Genomic DNA, 18300 nt, shown 5'->3' with positions numbered 1-18300 from the left:
ATTTATGAATTTAGTCCATACTATGTCCATCGGTAATGGTTTTAACTCTTAACGAGTGTAGAGGGTGTCTACTACTTAGCGCCTGATACACATGTGTTTTCTACTAAAAAGGTAGGTTTATCATGGCAGAGCAATTTGCTAAAGCTTGGGAAGGTTTTGCTGACGGTGAGTGGCAAAACGACGTTAACGTTCGTGATTTCATTCAAAAGAACTACACTCCATACGAAGGCGACGAGTCATTCCTAGTCTCTGAAGGTACTGAAGCAACTAACGCGCTTTGGGCTAAAGTTATGGAAGGTATCAAGCAAGAAAACAGTACCCACGCTCCTGTAGATTTTGATACATCTGTTATCTCTACCATCACGTCGCACGACGCTGGTTACATCAACAAAGATCTAGAAACAATCGTTGGTCTACAAACAGAAGCACCTCTAAAGCGTGCTCTTATTCCTAACGGTGGTATCCGTATGGTTGAAGGTTCTTGTAAAGCCTACGACCGCGAGCTGGATCCAGAAGTTAAAAAAATCTATTCTGACTACCGTAAAACGCACAATGCTGGTGTGTTCGACGTGTACACTCCAGACATCCTAAAATGTCGTAAGTCTGGCGTTTTGACTGGTCTTCCAGATGCGTACGGCCGTGGTCGTATCATCGGTGACTACCGTCGTGTTGCTCTTTACGGAATCGACTTCCTAATGAAGAACAAAGCGGCTCAGTTCCACTCAACTCAAGCTGACTTTGAGAACGGTGAAGATCTACAAATGACCATGCAACTTCGCGAAGAGCTTCAAGAGCAATATCGCGCGCTTGGTCAAATGAAAGAAATGGCTGCTAAATACGGCTACGATATCTCTGAGCCAGCTCAAACTGCTCAAGAAGCTATCCAGTGGACTTACTTCGGCTACCTAGCTGCAGTTAAATCACAAAACGGCGCGGCAATGTCTCTAGGCCGTACCTCTACTTTCCTTGATGTGTACATCGAGCGCGATATCGCTGCTGGCAAAATCACTGAAGTAGAAGCGCAAGAGATGATCGACCACTTCGTAATGAAGCTACGTATGGTTCGTTTCCTACGTACTCCAGAATACGATGAGTTGTTCTCTGGTGACCCAATCTGGGCTACTGAGTCAATGGGTGGTATGGGTATTGACGGACGTACGCTAGTAACGCGTTCTAACTTCCGTTTCCTAAACTCACTATACACTATGGGTCCAAGCCCAGAGCCAAACATCACTGTTCTTTGGTCTGAGCAACTGCCTGACGGCTTTAAGCGTTTCTGTGCAAAAGTATCTATCGATACTTCTTCAATCCAGTACGAGAACGACGACCTAATGCGCCCAGACCTAGAGTCTGATGACTACGCAATCGCTTGTTGTGTATCTCCAATGGTTGTTGGTAAGCAAATGCAGTTCTTCGGTGCACGTGCAAACCTTGCTAAAACACTACTTTACGTTATCAACGGTGGTGTGGATGAGAAGCTTAAGACTCAAATCGGTCCTAAGATGCCTAAGATCACCGACGACGTTCTAGACTTCGACGATGTATGGGGCAAACTTGACGGATTCATGGATTGGTTGGCGAAGCAATACGTGTCTGCACTAAACGCAATCCATTACTCTCACGACAAATACAGCTACGAATCAGCGCTTATGGCTCTGCATGACCGTGACGTTGCTCGTACAATGGCGTGTGGTATCGCAGGTCTATCTGTTGCAGCTGACTCACTGGCGGCAATCAAATACGCTAAAGTAAGCCCAGTTCGTGACGAAGATGGCGTAGCAATCGACTTTAACATCGAAGGCGACTACCCTAAATTTGGTAACAACGATGCTCGCGTAGATGACATTGCCTGTGAACTTGTTTCTGTGTTCATGAACAAGATCCGTAAGCTTAAGACTTACCGCAACGCGCGTCCTACTCAGTCTATCCTTACTATCACTTCAAACGTGGTATACGGTAAGAAGACAGGTAACACGCCTGACGGTCGTCAAGCAGGCGCTCCTTTTGCTCCTGGTGCTAACCCAATGCACGGTCGTGATGAGAAAGGCGCTGTAGCTTCTCTTACTTCTGTAGGTAAACTACCGTTTGCTGATGCACAAGATGGTATCTCGTACACCTTCTCTATCGTACCTAACGCACTAGGTAAAGATGAGACTGGTCAACGCGCTAACCTTGCTGGCCTAATGGATGGTTACTTCCACCACGAAGCTGACATCGAAGGTGGTCAACACCTTAACGTGAACGTTCTTAACCGCGAAACTCTAGAAGACGCAGTTAAAAACCCTGAGAACTACCCTCAGCTAACAATTCGCGTTTCTGGTTACGCTGTACGTTTTAACTCTCTAACTAAAGAGCAGCAACAAGACGTAATCGCACGTACCTTCACTGAATCTCTATAATCTAGAGTCAGTTTGAAACACCAAATACCCCGCTTTAGCGGGGTATTTTTTTGCCTGCTATTCAGCTAATTATCGGCTGGTATGTCTATTCCACAGAATCCCTGTCAACTTATGGACCAGCTTAGTGTTAAAAATGCGACATTAGTTTAGTTAGAGGTATCACTTTGGCATAAATAGTGCAGCGTTCTGTTAAATGAGCTCGCTCAGTCAAATTAATGCCACAGGAAACGTCAGAACTATGTACTCAACACTTCGATTAACTGCGCTTGCCGTATTGCCATTAATCGCGTCTTCTGCAATAGCAGAGTCGAACAGTGCCTTCTATTTTGGTCTAGATAACGATGGTGTATTCGGTGTCGACCAAGACTATACCAATGGTATTTTCTTCAGTTATTCATCCGACATCGAACTCGATAAAGACTCTATTTTTTATCATTTGCCTACCGAACCGTTTAAACAAGGTTTGGATAATGAGATGAAATGGAGCATTCAAATGGGTCAAAAAATGTGGACCCCGTCTGATCTAGCGGCCAGCGAACCTCAACCAGGCGAGCGTCCATACGCCGGCCTGCTGTTTGCCGAAGCTTCTCTCTATGCACTAGACGATGACCAAGTCAGTTACTTTGGCTTAATGCTAGGAACCACAGGCGATAATGCACTCACCGAACATAGCCAAAAGTTTGTCCATAGCTTGACTGGCTCACCTGATCCTCAAGGCTGGGACTATCAAATCTACGACCAAATTGTATTGAATCTAAACCATAAAAATGACCAAAGGCATTTTTATCAACCTCAAGAGTCTGGCTGGGGCAGCGAATTTAGTACTAACTACCGTGCAATGTTAGGTAATTTCAGAACCGAAGTCGCCGTTGGTGGATTGTATCGCTGGGGTTACCAGTTACACGATAGTTTCGGCAGTACCAATATCAGCAACGAAGCCTCGCTAAACCCAACTATGATCCGTCGCGCAAAGACCGGTGGTTACTTTTTCGGAGGTATCGAAGGCCGTTATCGCTTCAACGACATCACCATAGATGGCGATCGCCCTGATGAAGTACCAGAAACTACGGTAGAAAACCTACAAGCTACCGCCGTTTTGGGGGCTGTTGGGTATTACCGAGGATGGGGAATTAGCTTTTCGATAGCCGCTAAGTCCAACGACTTTGAAGAAGACAATTCTAATTTCTTAGCCAATGGCTCATTAGCCCTATTCTGGTTGTTCTAATTCTCGACGATTATCGCGTTACTGGTGGTTTTATCCAAAAGAAGCATCAGTAACGACGCCATTCGATTGCCCCCACCTTAGCTCTTACGATAAACTACGCCCATCTTTTATTGTACAAGAGACTTCCCTATGTCAACCGCCGGACGTATACACTCTTTCGAATCTTGTGGCACAGTCGATGGCCCAGGTATTCGCTTTATCGTTTTCTTGCAAGGGTGCTTGATGCGCTGTATGTATTGCCACAACCGAGATACATGGGATCCTCAAGGCGGCAAAGAAGTGACAGTAGAAGAAATCATCAAAGAGGCAAAATCTTACCGCCACTTTATGAACGCCTCTGGTGGCGGCATCACTTGTTCTGGTGGCGAAGCCATGTTGCAACCTGAATTCGTTCGTGACTTTTTCCGTGCCGCGCAAGCAGAAGGTATTCACACCTGTCTCGACACCAATGGTTACATCCGCAAGCACACCGAGGTTGTAGACGAAGTGCTTGAAGCAACAGATCTTGTGATGTTAGACCTAAAACATATGAAAAATGAAATACACCATGATTTTATTGGTGTATCCAACAAACGTACTTTGGATTTTGCACGTTACCTACAAAAGATTGGTCAAAAAACGTGGATCCGCTACGTAATTGTTCCAGGATACACAGATGACGATGAGTCAGCGGAAATGCTCGGTGAATTCATTAAAGATATGGACAACATCGAAAAGGTAGAGCTATTACCGTATCACAAATTAGGTGCGCACAAATGGGAAGCACTCGGATACGACTACCCTCTCGAGGGTGTCGAGCCACCTAGTAAAGAGACAATGGATAATATCGTGTCCATTTTGTCTAAATACAATGACAACGTGAAGTACTAACTCATCTGCTATGAATGGATTCGCGCTACTGAGTTATGGACTGACTGCAGTGCTACTCATAATCGCCCTGCGCGATGCGCGAATTCACTTATTGCCCCAACTCCTCAACAATAAACCCTATCAACACTTCTTCTTCGCCACAATATTCGGCCTATTTTTGCTTTGGAGTGCCCAGGCAAGTATCAAAGAAGGATTGTCGCTACACTTATTGATGGTCACCACATTCACGCAATTATTTGGCTGGACTATAGCGTTAGTCATCGGTGTGGTTATCACCATTTTGCTGCTGGTCACTCAACAACTGAGTATCGACAGTCTGCCTGCGTTTTTGTTGTTCACTGTGGTCCTTTCTATCAGTCTAAGCCATTTGTTGTCACAGATGGTGCATCGTCTGTTACCCAAACATCTCTTTATTTATCTATTTGTTGGCGTATTTTCAACGGCAGCGGTCGTCGGTACGGTCCATTTAACCTCACACGCTTTTTACCAGCTTTTTATTGGACACTACGATTGGCAAACCATCGTCGATAATTACTACGTATTTGCCTTTTTACTCGCCTTTCCAGAAGCGTTACTTAATGGATTGTGTATGACATTGATGGTGGTCTTTAAACCGGAATGGGTTCGCAACTACAGCGACCGTGACTACCTCAACAATTAATCTGTGACCGGCCCGATTAACAATGGCGATTTTCTAGTCATACAATATACAAATTCACCGACTTTGCCTGTATTCTAGGGTAAAACTTGATAGTCTATCTACAATACGAATTTGCGGAGTCCAATAATGGAAATGACCAATGCACAACGTCTGATTTTATCTAATCAGTACTACCTTATGTCTAAGCTAACCCCAGAAAATCAGGCTAAATACGAACGTCTACAAACGATCGTTGAGCGTGGTTACGGTCTACAAATGCGTGAACTAGACAAAGAATTCGGCAAAATCAGCGAACAAGAGTGTCGCGAAGTCATCGACATCATGGAAATGTACCATGCGATGCAAGAGTCATTCAAAATGCTTAATGCAAATGATCAAACACAGGTTGATCAACGTCGTCTGCAATTCTTGGGTTTTGATATTGCTAGTGAAGCGCAACTTGTAAATTACGTCCGCTTTTTGACCGAGTCAGAAGGGTTATACCCACACTTCGAGAAAGCCGATCACCACTTTAACAGCCAAATTGCAATGCTGGATAAATACCGCCGCATGCTGACAACGTGGCGCAACTGCCCACGTCAATATCACCTATCTCCTACTGAAATTTCTCAGATTTTCAGTGCGTAGTGCTATAGCGCAACCAAATCACCCTCAAAATGGCTCAATATAATGAGCCATTTTTGTATTCTCATCTAAGCAGAAATATCTCGTAAACAAATAAAATGCCAACAATTTTAGGCAAATCAACTCAATCATGACTAGGATTAAAATAAAGCACACAGTGTGATGTTGAGTTTGATGATGTTTAATTGAGGGGGCGCACATGTCAATTTTCGACCATTATCAGGCACGCTACGAAGCTGCCAAGGAAGAAGAGCTTTCTATCCAAGAGTTCCTCGATATTTGTAAAGATGACAAAGCCGCATACGCTAATGCTGCCGAACGACTACTATTGGCCATTGGTGAACCGGAAGTAATTGATACCTCGAAAGATCCACGTTTGAGTCGTATTTTCTCCAATCGAATCATTTCTCAATATAAACCTTTTGCTGAGTTTTATGGCATGGAAGAAGCCATCGAACAAATCGTTTCCTACCTTAAACATGCGGCCCAAGGGCTAGAAGAGCGCAAACAAATTCTTTATTTGCTCGGTCCTGTGGGCGGTGGTAAGTCATCGCTGGCGGAAAAACTCAAAGCGTTAATGCAGCTTCAGCCCATTTATGTACTTAGTGCTGACGGTGTACGAAGCCCAGTCAATGATCACCCATTTTGCTTATTTGACGTCAATGAAGACGGCGAACTATTACGCTCTGAGTACGGTATCGAACGGCGCTACTTGCGCTCGATAATGTCTCCTTGGGCGGCAAAAAGATTGCAAGATTTTGGTGGGGATATTACCCGATTTAGAGTTGTTAAAATCCGTCCTTCGATTCTTCATCAACTTGGTGTTGCCAAAACAGAGCCTGGCGATGAGAACAACCAGGATATTTCCTCACTAGTAGGTAAAGTCGATATTCGTAAGCTGGAACACTTTGCACAAGATGATCCCGATGCGTATAGCTATTCTGGCGCATTGTGCCGAGCCAACCAAGGCTTGATGGAATTTGTCGAAATGTTTAAAGCACCTATCAAAGTACTTCATCCTCTTTTGACAGCCACTCAGGAAGGCAACTATAACGGTACCGAAGGTCTATCAGCCCTTCCCTTTGATGGCATGATTCTGGCTCACAGTAATGAGTCTGAGTGGCAAACCTTCCGCAACAACAAAAATAACGAAGCGTTCTTGGATCGGGTCTATATTGTTAAAGTGCCCTACTGCTTACGTGTTTCTGAAGAAGTTAAAATTTACGAAAAGCTGCTCATTAGCAGTGAATTGACGTCGGCGCCATGCGCGCCAAGCACGTTAGAAATGCTGGCGCAATTTAGTGTCCTTTCAAGGCTTAAAGATCCCGAAAACTCTTCACTGTTTTCAAAAATGCGCGTCTATGATGGTGAAACACTTAAAGACACGGATCCAAAAGCGAAAAGTCACCAAGAGTACAAAGACTTTGCCGGCGTCGATGAAGGCATGGACGGCCTGTCTACACGTTTTGCCTTTAAGATCCTTTCAAGAGTATTTAACTTCGATCACACCGAGGTTGCCGCGAACCCAGTGCACTTGTTTTACGTTCTAGAACAACAGATAGAGCGTGAACAGTTCCCGCAAGAAGTTCACGACAGATACCTAGAGTTCCTAAAAGGTTTCTTGGTGCCTCGCTATGTCGAATTTATTGGCAAGGAGATTCAAACCGCTTATCTCGAATCTTACTCGGAGTATGGGCAAAACATTTTTGACCGCTACGTCACTTATGCTGACTTCTGGATCCAAGATCAGGAATATCGCGACCCCGAGACCGGCCAACTGTTTGATCGAGCGTCACTTAATGATGAACTTGAGAAAATAGAAAAAACAGCCGGTATCAGTAACCCTAAAGATTTCAGAAATGAAATTGTTAACTTTGTGCTGCGCGCGCGAGCCAATAACAATGGCAATAACCCAGTTTGGACCAGTTATGAAAAACTGCGCACGGTTATTGAGAAGAAAATGTTCTCTAACACCGAAGAGTTATTGCCGGTCATTTCATTCAATGCCAAAACCTCGAGTGATGATCAGAAAAAGCACGACGACTTTGTGGCACGCATGATGGAGAAAGGGTACACCGAGAAACAAGTTAGACTGCTGTCGGAGTGGTATTTGCGCGTTCGTAAGTCTTCTTAAGACAAAATTGCGTAAAACGACTAGAGCTAGAAGTAACAAACAGAGCTGTATTTCATGCACGAACAGTGTAATACGGCTCTGCAGGAGTGACATATGGCCCAATTTATAGACAGGCGCTTAAACAGTAAGAACAAAAGTACTGTGAATCGCCAGCGATTTTTGCGCCGCCACAAAGAGCGCATCAAAGACTCGGTATCTGATGCAGTCAATCGCCGCTCAATCACCGACACGCAAAGTGGCGAGGATGTATCGATTCCTTCTCGTGATCTTACCGAGCCTACATTTCACCAGGGTAAAGGCGGCGTTAAAGAACGCGTTCATCCAGGCAACGACCAATTCGTCACCGGAGACCAAATAGAACGTCCTAAAGGTGGAGGTGGTCAAGGTGGCTCAGGACAAGGTGACGCTAGCCCTGATGGAGAGGGTGAAGACGAGTTTGTTTTTCAGATATCGAAAGACGAATACTTAGACATGTTGTTTGAAGATTTGGCTCTTCCAAATCTAGAGAAAACTCAAATAGCAAAAGTCACTGAATGGGAAACCCACCGCTCTGGTTATCAGACAGCGGGCGTGCCCGCCAACATATCCATAGTCCGTTCGCTACAGCAATCATTAGCTCGGCGTACTGCTATGACGGCCGGGAAGAAACGTCTATTGAATGAACTTGAACAAGAATTGGAACGCATACATCGTCAAGAGCCAGCGCTTCCACTAGAAGAAAAACGTATAAAAGACGAAATAGCCGCGCTACGCAAAAAAATTGAAGCGGTGCCGTTTATTGATACCTTCGATCTACGCTTTAAAAATTACGAGAAACGCCCAATCCCTTCAAGCCAAGCGGTGATGTTTTGCTTAATGGATGTATCAGGGTCGATGGATCAGGCGACTAAAGACATCGCCAAACGCTTTTATGTACTGCTCTATCTATTTTTAAACCGTACCTATGAGAACGTCGATGTGGTTTTTATACGTCACCATACTCAAGCCAAAGAAGTTGATGAGCACGAGTTTTTCTACTCGCAAGAAACCGGGGGAACCATTGTATCCAGCGCCCTCAAAATGATGGATGAAATCATTGAAAAGCGCTATCCAACTGCGCAGTGGAACATCTACGCAGCGCAAGCCTCAGATGGCGATAACTGGGCAGATGATTCACCTCGCTGTAAGGAGTTGTTGGAGCAAAAGTTGCTGCCACGGTGCCAATACTATTCCTATATAGAAATCACTCGACGAAGCCACCAAACCCTTTGGCACGAGTATGACAAATTGGGCAGTGAGTTTGACAATTTCGCCATGAAAAACATTCGCTCTGTAGAAGACATTTTCCCAGTATTTAGGGAACTGTTTAAAAAAGAAGTGAGCTAGGAGGCGCAATGACTGTGACAACCAAACCACTTTGCGACGGTCCAGATTGGACGTTTGATATGTTGGAAGAGTATCACCAGCAAATTAAACGGGTAGCTAAACACTATAAATTAGATACCTACCCCAATCAGATCGAGGTGATCACCTCAGAACAGATGATGGACGCGTACTCTAGCGTAGGAATGCCAATAAATTATCATCACTGGTCTTTTGGTAAACGCTTTATCCAAACCGAGCAAAATTACAAACACGGTCAAATGGGTCTCGCTTACGAGATCGTGATTAATTCTAGCCCATGTATTGCCTATTTGATGGAAGAGAACACAGTCACAATGCAAGCGCTAGTGATGGCTCACGCGTGTTATGGCCACAATTCATTTTTCAAGGGCAACTACCTGTTTCAAACTTGGACTGATGCTTCTTCCATCATTGACTACTTATTGTTTGCACGAAATTACATAATGCAATGCGAAGAAAAGCATGGCGTGGAAGAAGTTGAAGCGCTTTTAGATTCGTGTCACGCGCTAATGAACTACGGCGTTGACCGCTACAAGCGACCAGAAAAAATATCCATTGCAGAAGAGACGCAACGTCAACAAGAAAGAGAGCGTTACTTGCAGTCTCAGGTCAATGAACTATGGCGAACGGTTCCGCAAAGCAAACAAAAAGAGCATGTCGAGAAAGTCCGGTTTCCTAGTGAGCCACAAGAAAACATCCTGTACTTTATTGAGAAAAACGCGCCACTATTGGAGTCTTGGCAACGTGAAATCGTGCGAATTGTCCGTAAAGTAAGTCAATATTTCTACCCTCAAAAACAGACCCAGGTAATGAATGAAGGCTGGGCAACGTTTTGGCATTACACGATTTTGAATCATCTCTACGACGAAGGTCTGGTTACCGATAAATTTATGCTGGAGTTTTTGCATAGCCACACCAGCGTTGTCGCGCAACCGGCTTACAATAGCCCGTACTTTAGTGGGATCAATCCATATGCATTAGGGTTCGCCATGTTTCAAGACATTCGCCGCATATGTGAAAACCCTACCGAAGAAGATAAAGAATGGTTTCCAGAGTTAGCAGGCAGTGATTGGCTCGAAGCCGCTCATTTTGCGATGCATAACTTCAAAGATGAGAGCTTTATTGCACAATATTTATCGCCAAAGCTCATTCGAGAATTCAAACTATTTTCCATCTTGGACGACGATCGGAAAAATCATATTCAAGTTAGTGCTATACACGACGACATGGGTTATCAATTAATTCGAGAGAAACTCGCGGCGCAATATAATCTCAGCAACTTAGAGCCAAATATTCAAGTATGGAATGTCGATGTTCGTGGCGATCGGTCACTGACACTGCAACACGTACCACACAACAGGATCCCACTAGATGAAAGTTCTGAAGAAGTGCTCAAGCACTTGCATCGTTTGTGGGGCTTCGATGTCGTACTTGAAGAAGTAAAGGAGACAGGTAGAAGAGAGATAATCGGTACCTGTCCAAAACGAACAGACACCATGTCTGGTATTTAAACAATCACCCTTCTCGCGATGGCGAGAAGGGCTTGAACTACTATGGTATGACTAAGACAATCTTGCCCACATGTCCCTTTTCTAAAAACCGTTGTTGTGCCCCAGCAATGTCGTCCAGTAAATACCATTGAGACACCATTGGTCGAATATTTTGCTGCTCGATATGAGTCACTAAATTCTCAAATACCTGCGGTTCTAAAACAGTGCAACCAAAAAAGCTAAGGTCTTTTAGGTATAGGCTTCTCACATCCAGTTCGACATGGGCCCCACCAATCGCTCCCGCTACTGCATATCGCCCTTTTGGTTTAAGCAACTGTAGAAACTCTGGCCACTGCTTACCTGCAACCAGATCTATCACCACATCAACGCTGTTCTCACCTAATGAGTCAACAAGGTTTGCGCCTCGCGCTATTACCTCATCAGCACCATATCCCAACAACTGATCTTTCTTTTCAGAACCACAAATTGCGATAATTTTGGCGCCTCTCGCTTTAGCCAGTTGCACGGCTGCAGACCCCACACCACCTGATGCACCGGAGATCAATACTGTGTCAGTGGCGCAAACGTTCGCCCTTGTTAGCATGTTTTCTGCTGTCGAGTACGAACAGGGAAAAGACGCCAGTTCGACATCCGTCAAGCTGCTTTTAACTGCGTAGGCGTGTTTAGAGTCGACCACTGTGTATTGCGCGAACCCTCCATCACACTCCGATCCAAAATAGTAAGGCTGCGCCAAGTCTTGACCATTGAAACGGGTAATACAAGGTTCAACAAGTACGCGGTCACCGATTCTCGACGCATCGACATTCTTCCCAACCGCTACTATCATGCCGCATACATCGGCGCCCTGAATGCGAGGAAATTGAAGCGCCGAACCCGACCATGACGCGTCAGAGCTATCGCCCTTACTCTTTGAGTACCAACCTATTCGGGTATTGATGTCAGTATTATTTACAGCCGCGGCTAAAACTTTAATCAGTACCTCATCATCCGCCGGGTGCGGCGTATTAATACTTGGGTTAATGACAAGTTGTTCGACACCACCATGACCGACTAACTGCACACCCTTCATTTTTTGCGGAATTGACATTATTAAATCTCTTTAGGTTGCTTTAAATATTGAACAAACAGATCCGCCACCATTCTATTGGCAGAGGCAATGATTGAGTCCCCTACAATGGGCCAACCGCTTGCGATCCCTTCATGCAGTAGAAACAATTGTTCAGACAGTTCCGGATGCCCACTTTTTTCGGCGAGCAGTTGCTGTATGTCGCGCTTATGCTGTTTCACAGCCTCTGCAATCTGCACATTATTGGGGTAGGCTGCCAGCGCTTGTATTGACAGACACCCATGTGGCGCGCTGTTTTTCATCCAATCAGACAAATGTTCAAATGCGGACGTTACCCAAGCCTCTCCAGTAGACTCTGAACTACTTGCAAAATAATAAAGATACCTTTGATGGCGGTTGGTTAACGCGGCAACGATCATTGATTCTTTTGATGGATAGTACTTGTACAAGGTTCTAAGGCTGACACCACTTAACTTTTGTAACGTTGCCACACTGGGCTCGGCAAAACCATGCTGACTAAACGCGTGTTCCAACTTTTCTGCAATCTGTTTATTGAGCATAAGCACCTCTAGTAGAACGTTTACTTTACCTAATGGTAGAAGGTTTGCTCTACCTGTGTCAAACGTTAATTTGCAACTCTTGCTAGAGCGAACGTTTACTATCATTGTTAGTTAATAGTTATTCAAAGGGGTGTTGGATTGGCTAGAAATCAAAACGCAATGCTACTGCTTACTATTTAGCTGTGCTATGGGAGAATGTGTAAATAATTGCTGATCAAGGAAAATTGGCAACGCAAATAACCACAATGAAAATAAGTCTATAAGTGCATAAACACGCACTTTGCTGCTTGCTATATATTCAGCAATAGTTACAACGTAGGTTAGATCACACTTTAGTAAATTAGAGCTACCTAATAGTGGGGGTTTTTCAATTCTTTATAACAAACCATATTTTGTTTGTCGTATAGTTTTAAGAGTACGGTGTATTAAGGAGTGATATGGCGTTTGTAAGGAATAACATTTGGGCCGCCTTTTCTTTGATCGCAGCATTTTGGCTAGTGATTGGATTGTCGCTGCTCAATAATACTTACAAAAACCTTTATGACGAACTAATACTAGAGCAAACCAGTTTATCAAAACTGACAGCAACAACCTTGCAAGGCAAATTGCAACAGTATGAAACAATTTTAAAAGTCCTCTCTACAGAGCTTGCAGTATTCGATGAAGTTCCCCCTAAGCCGCAAGTCGATCGCATACTTAAAAACGCTATTGAAACCGACGACTATTTGCTCGACTTTGTTGTCCTGAAACCCGATGGCAAGGTCTATGCCAGCAACACCGCCAACGACGCGCTAGACAGTATTAACCTACTAACCAATCCATACACCCAAGAAACGTTTAGGCGAACTATTGATAGTCACAGCATGGTGATAGGACGTACCTATTACCGAGAACATCTAGACCAACTCATTCTCCCGATTAGAATGGCGGTAAGAAATGAAAAAGGGGACGTCATTTTTGTAGTTTCGTCAGTGCTTAATTTTGATAAGTTTTTTGAGTTTGTGGTTGAACAAGAGAAGGAGTGGCAACTCTTCGACAGTTACATATTTCGAGACGCTGACCGCTATTTTCAGTTAGCGCCAATTAGCCTTAGAAGAAATAGGCAAATATACAGTTTTCAAGTTCCACAGCAAGACATCGATAGGTCAATCGCTCAGTTCGAAGCAAGCAGTGCTAAGAGTTACCTCACCGTTAAGAATTCTGGAGACGTTCTGGTAAATCGCTTAAATCAAGACGAAAATCAAAGTATTAGCACTAGCATTTTTCTAAATGAATACGATTTATGGTTTTCGACAGAAATTAAGATCGATCATATACATCTGCAAACAATTGAAAAAACATACCTACCACTACTCATTTTAGTTATCGCCCTGTTCATAATCTATTGGCTATTTAGAAGCATTGAAAAAAACGAAAGTTCAAAACGTTCTGCATTAAGAAAACAGGCCGAAATTGATTATCTTACTCAGCTTCACAATCGTTTCTACCTACAAAGAAGACTCAAATCGATGCCTAAGTCGATGCATTTCGCAATGCTGCTTATAGATGTCGATAAGTTTAAAATTATCAACGACAACTATGGCCATGTGACTGGCGATAAAGTACTTAAAGAGTATTCTATTCGATTGATCTCAATATTTAATAACGACGAGATAATTGTTCGTTACAGCAGTGATGAGTTTATTGTGATCAGTTTTGAAACTGACCTAGCAAAACTAAAGGCTTTGGTAAAAAGCGCCCAGCAAAAACTCAGCACTAAGCTCTCCATCCAGCATTACCATTTCAAGCTTTCCACTAGTATTGGCGTCGCCTTTTATCCGGGGTCCGGTACTACCTTAGATCAAGTGCGCAACTATGCGGAAATGGCGCTATTTCAGTCCAAAAAGCAGCGCAGCAAAATTACCTACTTTGACACAAGTATAAAGCACACTTATGTGCGGGCCTCTAAGATTGAGTACGAGCTAAGAAGCGCATTAGAAAAAAACGAGTTTTATTTGGCGTATCAACCACAACTCAATGCAGACGGTACGCTTTTTGGCGTTGAAGCGTTAGTGCGATGGAGTAACCCAAAGTTGGGTAATGTTTCTCCCGATAGATTCATTGCGATTGCCGAAGCCACGGGCGAAATTACCGAAATTGGCCAACTGGTGCTTCACGATGCCATTACCCGTATTGTTGACCTCAATAGACAACTGCACCTCAAAGTTAGATTGGCCATCAATGTCTCCGTGAAACAGCTTCAACATCCTGCCTTTTACAGTGAACTGCTATCCACCATTGAGCAATTCCCAGACTTTAGCTATGACCAGTTAACCATCGAAGTTACCGAAAATGTGTTTATCGAGGACGTATCTGAAATCACTACCATGCTGAACAGACTCAGTTCCACAGGTATTAAGATATCACTCGATGACTTTGGTACCGGGTATTCATCCCTCAGTCTACTGCGTAATTTGCCTATTGATGAGTTAAAGATAGATAAGAGTTTTATCGATGACATCTTGGTCAATCAACGGGCCCATATGATGTTGGAAGGTATTGTATCCATTGCGGATAAGCTTAACTTAGTCACCGTTGCTGAAGGCGTTGAAAGCGTCGAGCAATACCAAGCGCTGCACCAGCTTGGTTGTAATATATTCCAAGGGTACTATTTCTCTAAACCACTCACCTATGAAGAACTCATCGAATTTGTCCAAGCTGGAGATATAGGCGTTCGCACGCCCTTAGCAGGTTAGCGAGATTAGTTGGACTCAAATAAACCAATAAGGGCCTCCGAGGAGGCCCTTATTGCGTCTAAGTAATAGTTACGCGACGGCTTTAATGTCCGTGGGCTCACTCTCTTGCTCACGTCGCTTATTCTTTGGTTTACGTCTCACTAGCGTCATAAGACTCGGCGTGATCACCAGCACGACAACCGTGCCATACGCCAAACCAAATACCAGCGAAATTGCCATGGTTTTAATGATCTGCGCTTCGACAGACGATTCGAACAGCAATGGAATCAGCCCAACCATTGTCGTGATGGTTGTCAACAAAACGGCTCTAAATCGTTGGCAGGCGGCTTCAATTACCGCTTCACGAACGTCAGACATTTCATCCAGTAGCTGTCTAAATCTATCAATAAGTATGATGGAATCATTGACGACAATGCCGGCCAGTCCAAACAAACCAAGCGCAGACATAATAGTGAGATCATATCCCATAATATAATGACCAAGCACGGCCCCTGTTATGGCGAACGGTATAGCGACCACAACAGCAACTGGCCAAATCCAACTTTGAAACACCCACGCCAACGTTAAGTAGATCAACAACAAGGCAACAGGAGTCGCAAACCACAATGCGTCCGTAAACTCTTCCAACTCCTGATTAGATTCACTTCGTTTGGTGATCAAGCCGTACTTCGCTGCAATAGGCTCAATAATACTGGCTTGGACTTCTCTTTGAACTTGGTTAATGTCTAAGGTTTCATCCACCAATTGCGCCGCCAAGTTTAAACTAATAATGCCGTTTTCTAACTTGATGTTCTCTGGTGTCACCTTATAAGTTTTCTCCGCCAATTGGCCCAAACTATGATAAACGCCATCAGGTGATAAGACAGGGAGTCGCTCAATAAAATCGAGTCGTCGGCTGTCATCGTCATCAACACCGATAAAAAACTCACTCATCGAATCGGCGCGAGATACTTTAACGATCGATTGGTCACTCAACCAACTGCTTACCTGCGAACGCAAGTAATTGTCGTCCATGCCCATCTCTTTAGCCAACACATTGGCTTCTAGCGTCACACGGTAGATTTGGCGTGGAATGTTGTCACTTAGCCCGTCAAGATAATCGAGCTTTGACATTTCGTTGCGCATGTCGCTTAAACCGTTAACTAAGTCGTCGACGTTATCACCTTGAATGCGAAAACCCACCTGCTTAGCATTAATTCCGCCACGGCCTTCACTGTCTGCATCTGCACTGGTCACCACAGTGTCGACATCGCTGTTTGCGGGTAAAGCGTCTACCCAAACCTTAGCCAACTGCTGGTTAGATAGGCTTCGCACATTTCGGTCATGAAGCAGCGCATAGACCTTAATCCGGTTGCCTCTTACTGAGCGCTCAGAAAGGTGGTCCATGAGCAATGGACCTTGCTCGGCATCGATCTTTTCTAGAGTCTCAATTGCTTGATTTGCTGCAATCAAAATCGACTCTTCACTGGTATCGGGATAAAAAGTCATCGTCAACTCTAGCTCGTTGCCTTCAATCTCCAGCTCAGCGTTGATTTTTACATGATTTCCCAATACCAAGCTGCCAGTGATCACAAGTAAACCAAGCGCCGCGCTAATGGTTATTTTACGATGCGTAACCACCCAAGTGATAAAACGGCGAAACAGCTTCTCGCGGATCCAAATAAAACCGCTGTCGATTTTAGTACGAAATTTTGAAGGTGTTTTGCCCGAGTTTTTCGCCAAAGAATGATTTAAATGATTTGGCAAAATGAAGAAACACTCAAACAGAGAAGCTGCCAACACACAGATCATTACAAGAGGGATCGGGCGGACTATTTCACCAAACGCACCGGGTAAGAACAGTAGCGGTGCAAAAGCGGCAATGGTCGTTAACGAAGCCGCTGTAATGGGTGCAACCATTCGCGACGCAGCTTGGCTGGCCGCTTCTTCCGGCTCCATCCCCTTATCGACGTTGGTTAAGGTCTGCTCGCTCACTACTATAGCGTCATCCACCACGATGCCCAGCGCAATCAATAGGGCGAAGATACTAAACATGGTGAGGTTGCCATCGAAGTAGAAGATCAACGCAAAGGCACCTATCAGTGCAACCGGGATCCCTGCGGCCGTCCAAAAGGCAACGCGACCATTAAGCAGCACAAGCAGTGAAACCAAAACTAAGATAAGACCTAAGTAGGCATTTTCTAGCAAAAGGTCTACATGGCCTTCAAATAAATCAACTGCAAATAGATAAGGGTAAACCTGAATACTCTCTGGCATACTCTCGGTGAACTCTTGTTGCCATTGCGTGATCAATTCACCGGCTTGTAGGGTCCCTAGCTCTGCTGTTCGGCGAATATCTAAGACAATGGCGGGCTGCTCTCCGTAAAAAAAACTGCCACGACCACTGGCCAAATCTTCAATCGGTTGTAACTTATAAATAGGTGTGTTCACAAACAACAACTGATTAATTTGTGCAGTGCGGTCTGCACTGACCCCAATCTCTAAGCTCTGGGTCGAGGTCGAACCAATACCCGTACGAGAGGTTTTTTGTTGTAGGTCAACGGATAACGCTTGAGGTGTCGTATAGAGAGACAGCCACGTATCTAGCGTAGGTTTCCACAAAATATCAGTATCGGGAAATCCTTGAACCGTGATATCAGTAAGGCCTAAGTCATTAAGGTCATCCACTGCGTTATCGACTATAGTACGCAGGTTGTTGATATCACCTGGCATAGTAAGAACCACCATCCCTACCGGCTCATTGTTTTGAGCAACGGTTAACGTAGGGGTGTCGACATCGGTTGGCCAATCATAGTTATCGAGTGCATCTTGAAAGTCTTTTTTAACCTCTTCCAAGTTAGCATTTAGTGACGCCACCGCCCCCATCCACATGCCATCGTCATAGGCAGTCGCATAGACGGTTTTTATTCCTTGGATTTGCTTGAGCTCTTTACCTAGCTCCTTTGCAACATCATTAAGAACAATTTCCGAAGTCGCCCCTTCCCACTCAATTGAGAACGACATAAATGGAAACTGAACGTCCGGTAGAAGTTTGGTCGGCATCCGAAAAACGGACACCATTCCCATGACTAGCAATGCCACCATAAAAATATTGGCAGCCAGTCGATGCTTAACAAAGTAATTAATCATGCT

Annotated in this window: 12 protein-coding genes; 9 read left to right on the top strand and 3 right to left on the bottom strand. The window is 44.4% G+C overall.

Annotated features, from left to right (window positions below; translation table 11 throughout):
- Window positions 1–122 precede the first annotated feature (122 nt).
- From pflB to JQC93_RS10445, 8 genes are all read left to right on the top strand, one after another.
- The gene (gene pflB / locus JQC93_RS10480) at window positions 123–2399 is read left to right on the top strand and encodes a formate C-acetyltransferase (RefSeq protein ID WP_205158376.1); all 2277 of its coding nucleotides are present in this window, start codon (window positions 123–125) and stop codon (window positions 2397–2399) included.
- 238 nt (window positions 2400–2637) lie between these two features.
- Complete coding sequence (locus JQC93_RS10475) at window positions 2638–3624, top strand: lipid A deacylase LpxR family protein (RefSeq protein ID WP_205158375.1); 987 nt, start codon at window positions 2638–2640, stop codon at window positions 3622–3624.
- Window positions 3625–3753: 129 nt separating this feature from the next.
- Window positions 3754–4494: a pyruvate formate lyase 1-activating protein gene (pflA, locus tag JQC93_RS10470; RefSeq protein WP_205158374.1), complete on the top strand. Its 741-nt coding sequence runs from the start codon at window positions 3754–3756 to the stop codon at window positions 4492–4494.
- Between the two features lie 10 nt (window positions 4495–4504).
- Complete coding sequence (locus tag JQC93_RS10465) at window positions 4505–5155, top strand: energy-coupling factor ABC transporter permease (protein ID WP_236009467.1); 651 nt, start codon at window positions 4505–4507, stop codon at window positions 5153–5155.
- Window positions 5156–5281: 126 nt separating this feature from the next.
- Complete coding sequence (locus tag JQC93_RS10460; protein ID WP_205158372.1) at window positions 5282–5782, top strand: YfbU family protein; 501 nt, start codon at window positions 5282–5284, stop codon at window positions 5780–5782.
- A 196-nt stretch (window positions 5783–5978) separates the two neighbouring features.
- Complete coding sequence (locus tag JQC93_RS10455) at window positions 5979–7913, top strand: PrkA family serine protein kinase (protein ID WP_205158371.1); 1935 nt, start codon at window positions 5979–5981, stop codon at window positions 7911–7913.
- Between the two features lie 93 nt (window positions 7914–8006).
- The gene (locus JQC93_RS10450; RefSeq protein ID WP_205158370.1) at window positions 8007–9278 is read left to right on the top strand and encodes a YeaH/YhbH family protein; all 1272 of its coding nucleotides are present in this window, start codon (window positions 8007–8009) and stop codon (window positions 9276–9278) included.
- A gap of 8 nt (window positions 9279–9286) precedes the next feature.
- The gene (locus JQC93_RS10445; RefSeq protein ID WP_205158369.1) at window positions 9287–10807 is read left to right on the top strand and encodes a SpoVR family protein; all 1521 of its coding nucleotides are present in this window, start codon (window positions 9287–9289) and stop codon (window positions 10805–10807) included.
- A 40-nt stretch (window positions 10808–10847) separates the two neighbouring features.
- Here JQC93_RS10445 and JQC93_RS10440 read toward each other — a convergent pair whose 3' ends face one another.
- Entirely contained in the window at window positions 10848–11894 is a 1047-nt protein-coding gene (locus JQC93_RS10440; protein ID WP_205158368.1) for an alcohol dehydrogenase family protein, read from the bottom strand.
- 2 nt (window positions 11895–11896) lie between these two features.
- Window positions 11897–12433 carry a TetR/AcrR family transcriptional regulator gene (locus JQC93_RS10435; protein ID WP_205158367.1) on the bottom strand — a complete coding sequence of 179 codons (537 nt, stop codon included), beginning with the start codon at window positions 12431–12433 and terminating at the stop codon, window positions 11897–11899.
- A 437-nt stretch (window positions 12434–12870) separates the two neighbouring features.
- Here JQC93_RS10435 and JQC93_RS10430 point away from each other — a divergent pair, with 437 nt between their 5' ends.
- Window positions 12871–15168, top strand: a complete 2298-nt coding sequence (locus JQC93_RS10430; RefSeq protein ID WP_205158366.1) for a bifunctional diguanylate cyclase/phosphodiesterase — start codon at window positions 12871–12873, stop codon at window positions 15166–15168.
- Between the two features lie 69 nt (window positions 15169–15237).
- Here the strand turns inward: JQC93_RS10430 and JQC93_RS10425 are convergent, their stop codons facing one another.
- Window positions 15238–18297, bottom strand: coding sequence for an efflux RND transporter permease subunit (locus JQC93_RS10425; RefSeq protein ID WP_205158365.1), 3060 nt, complete (start codon window positions 18295–18297; stop codon window positions 15238–15240).
- Window positions 18298–18300: the final 3 nt, after the last annotated feature.

The sequence above is a fragment of the Vibrio ulleungensis genome (assembly GCF_016900875.1).
GTDB classification, from domain to species: domain Bacteria; phylum Pseudomonadota; class Gammaproteobacteria; order Enterobacterales; family Vibrionaceae; genus Vibrio; species Vibrio ulleungensis.
The sequence above is the reverse complement of the archived record's forward strand: the minus strand, read 5'-3'. Positions and strand labels throughout refer to the sequence as shown.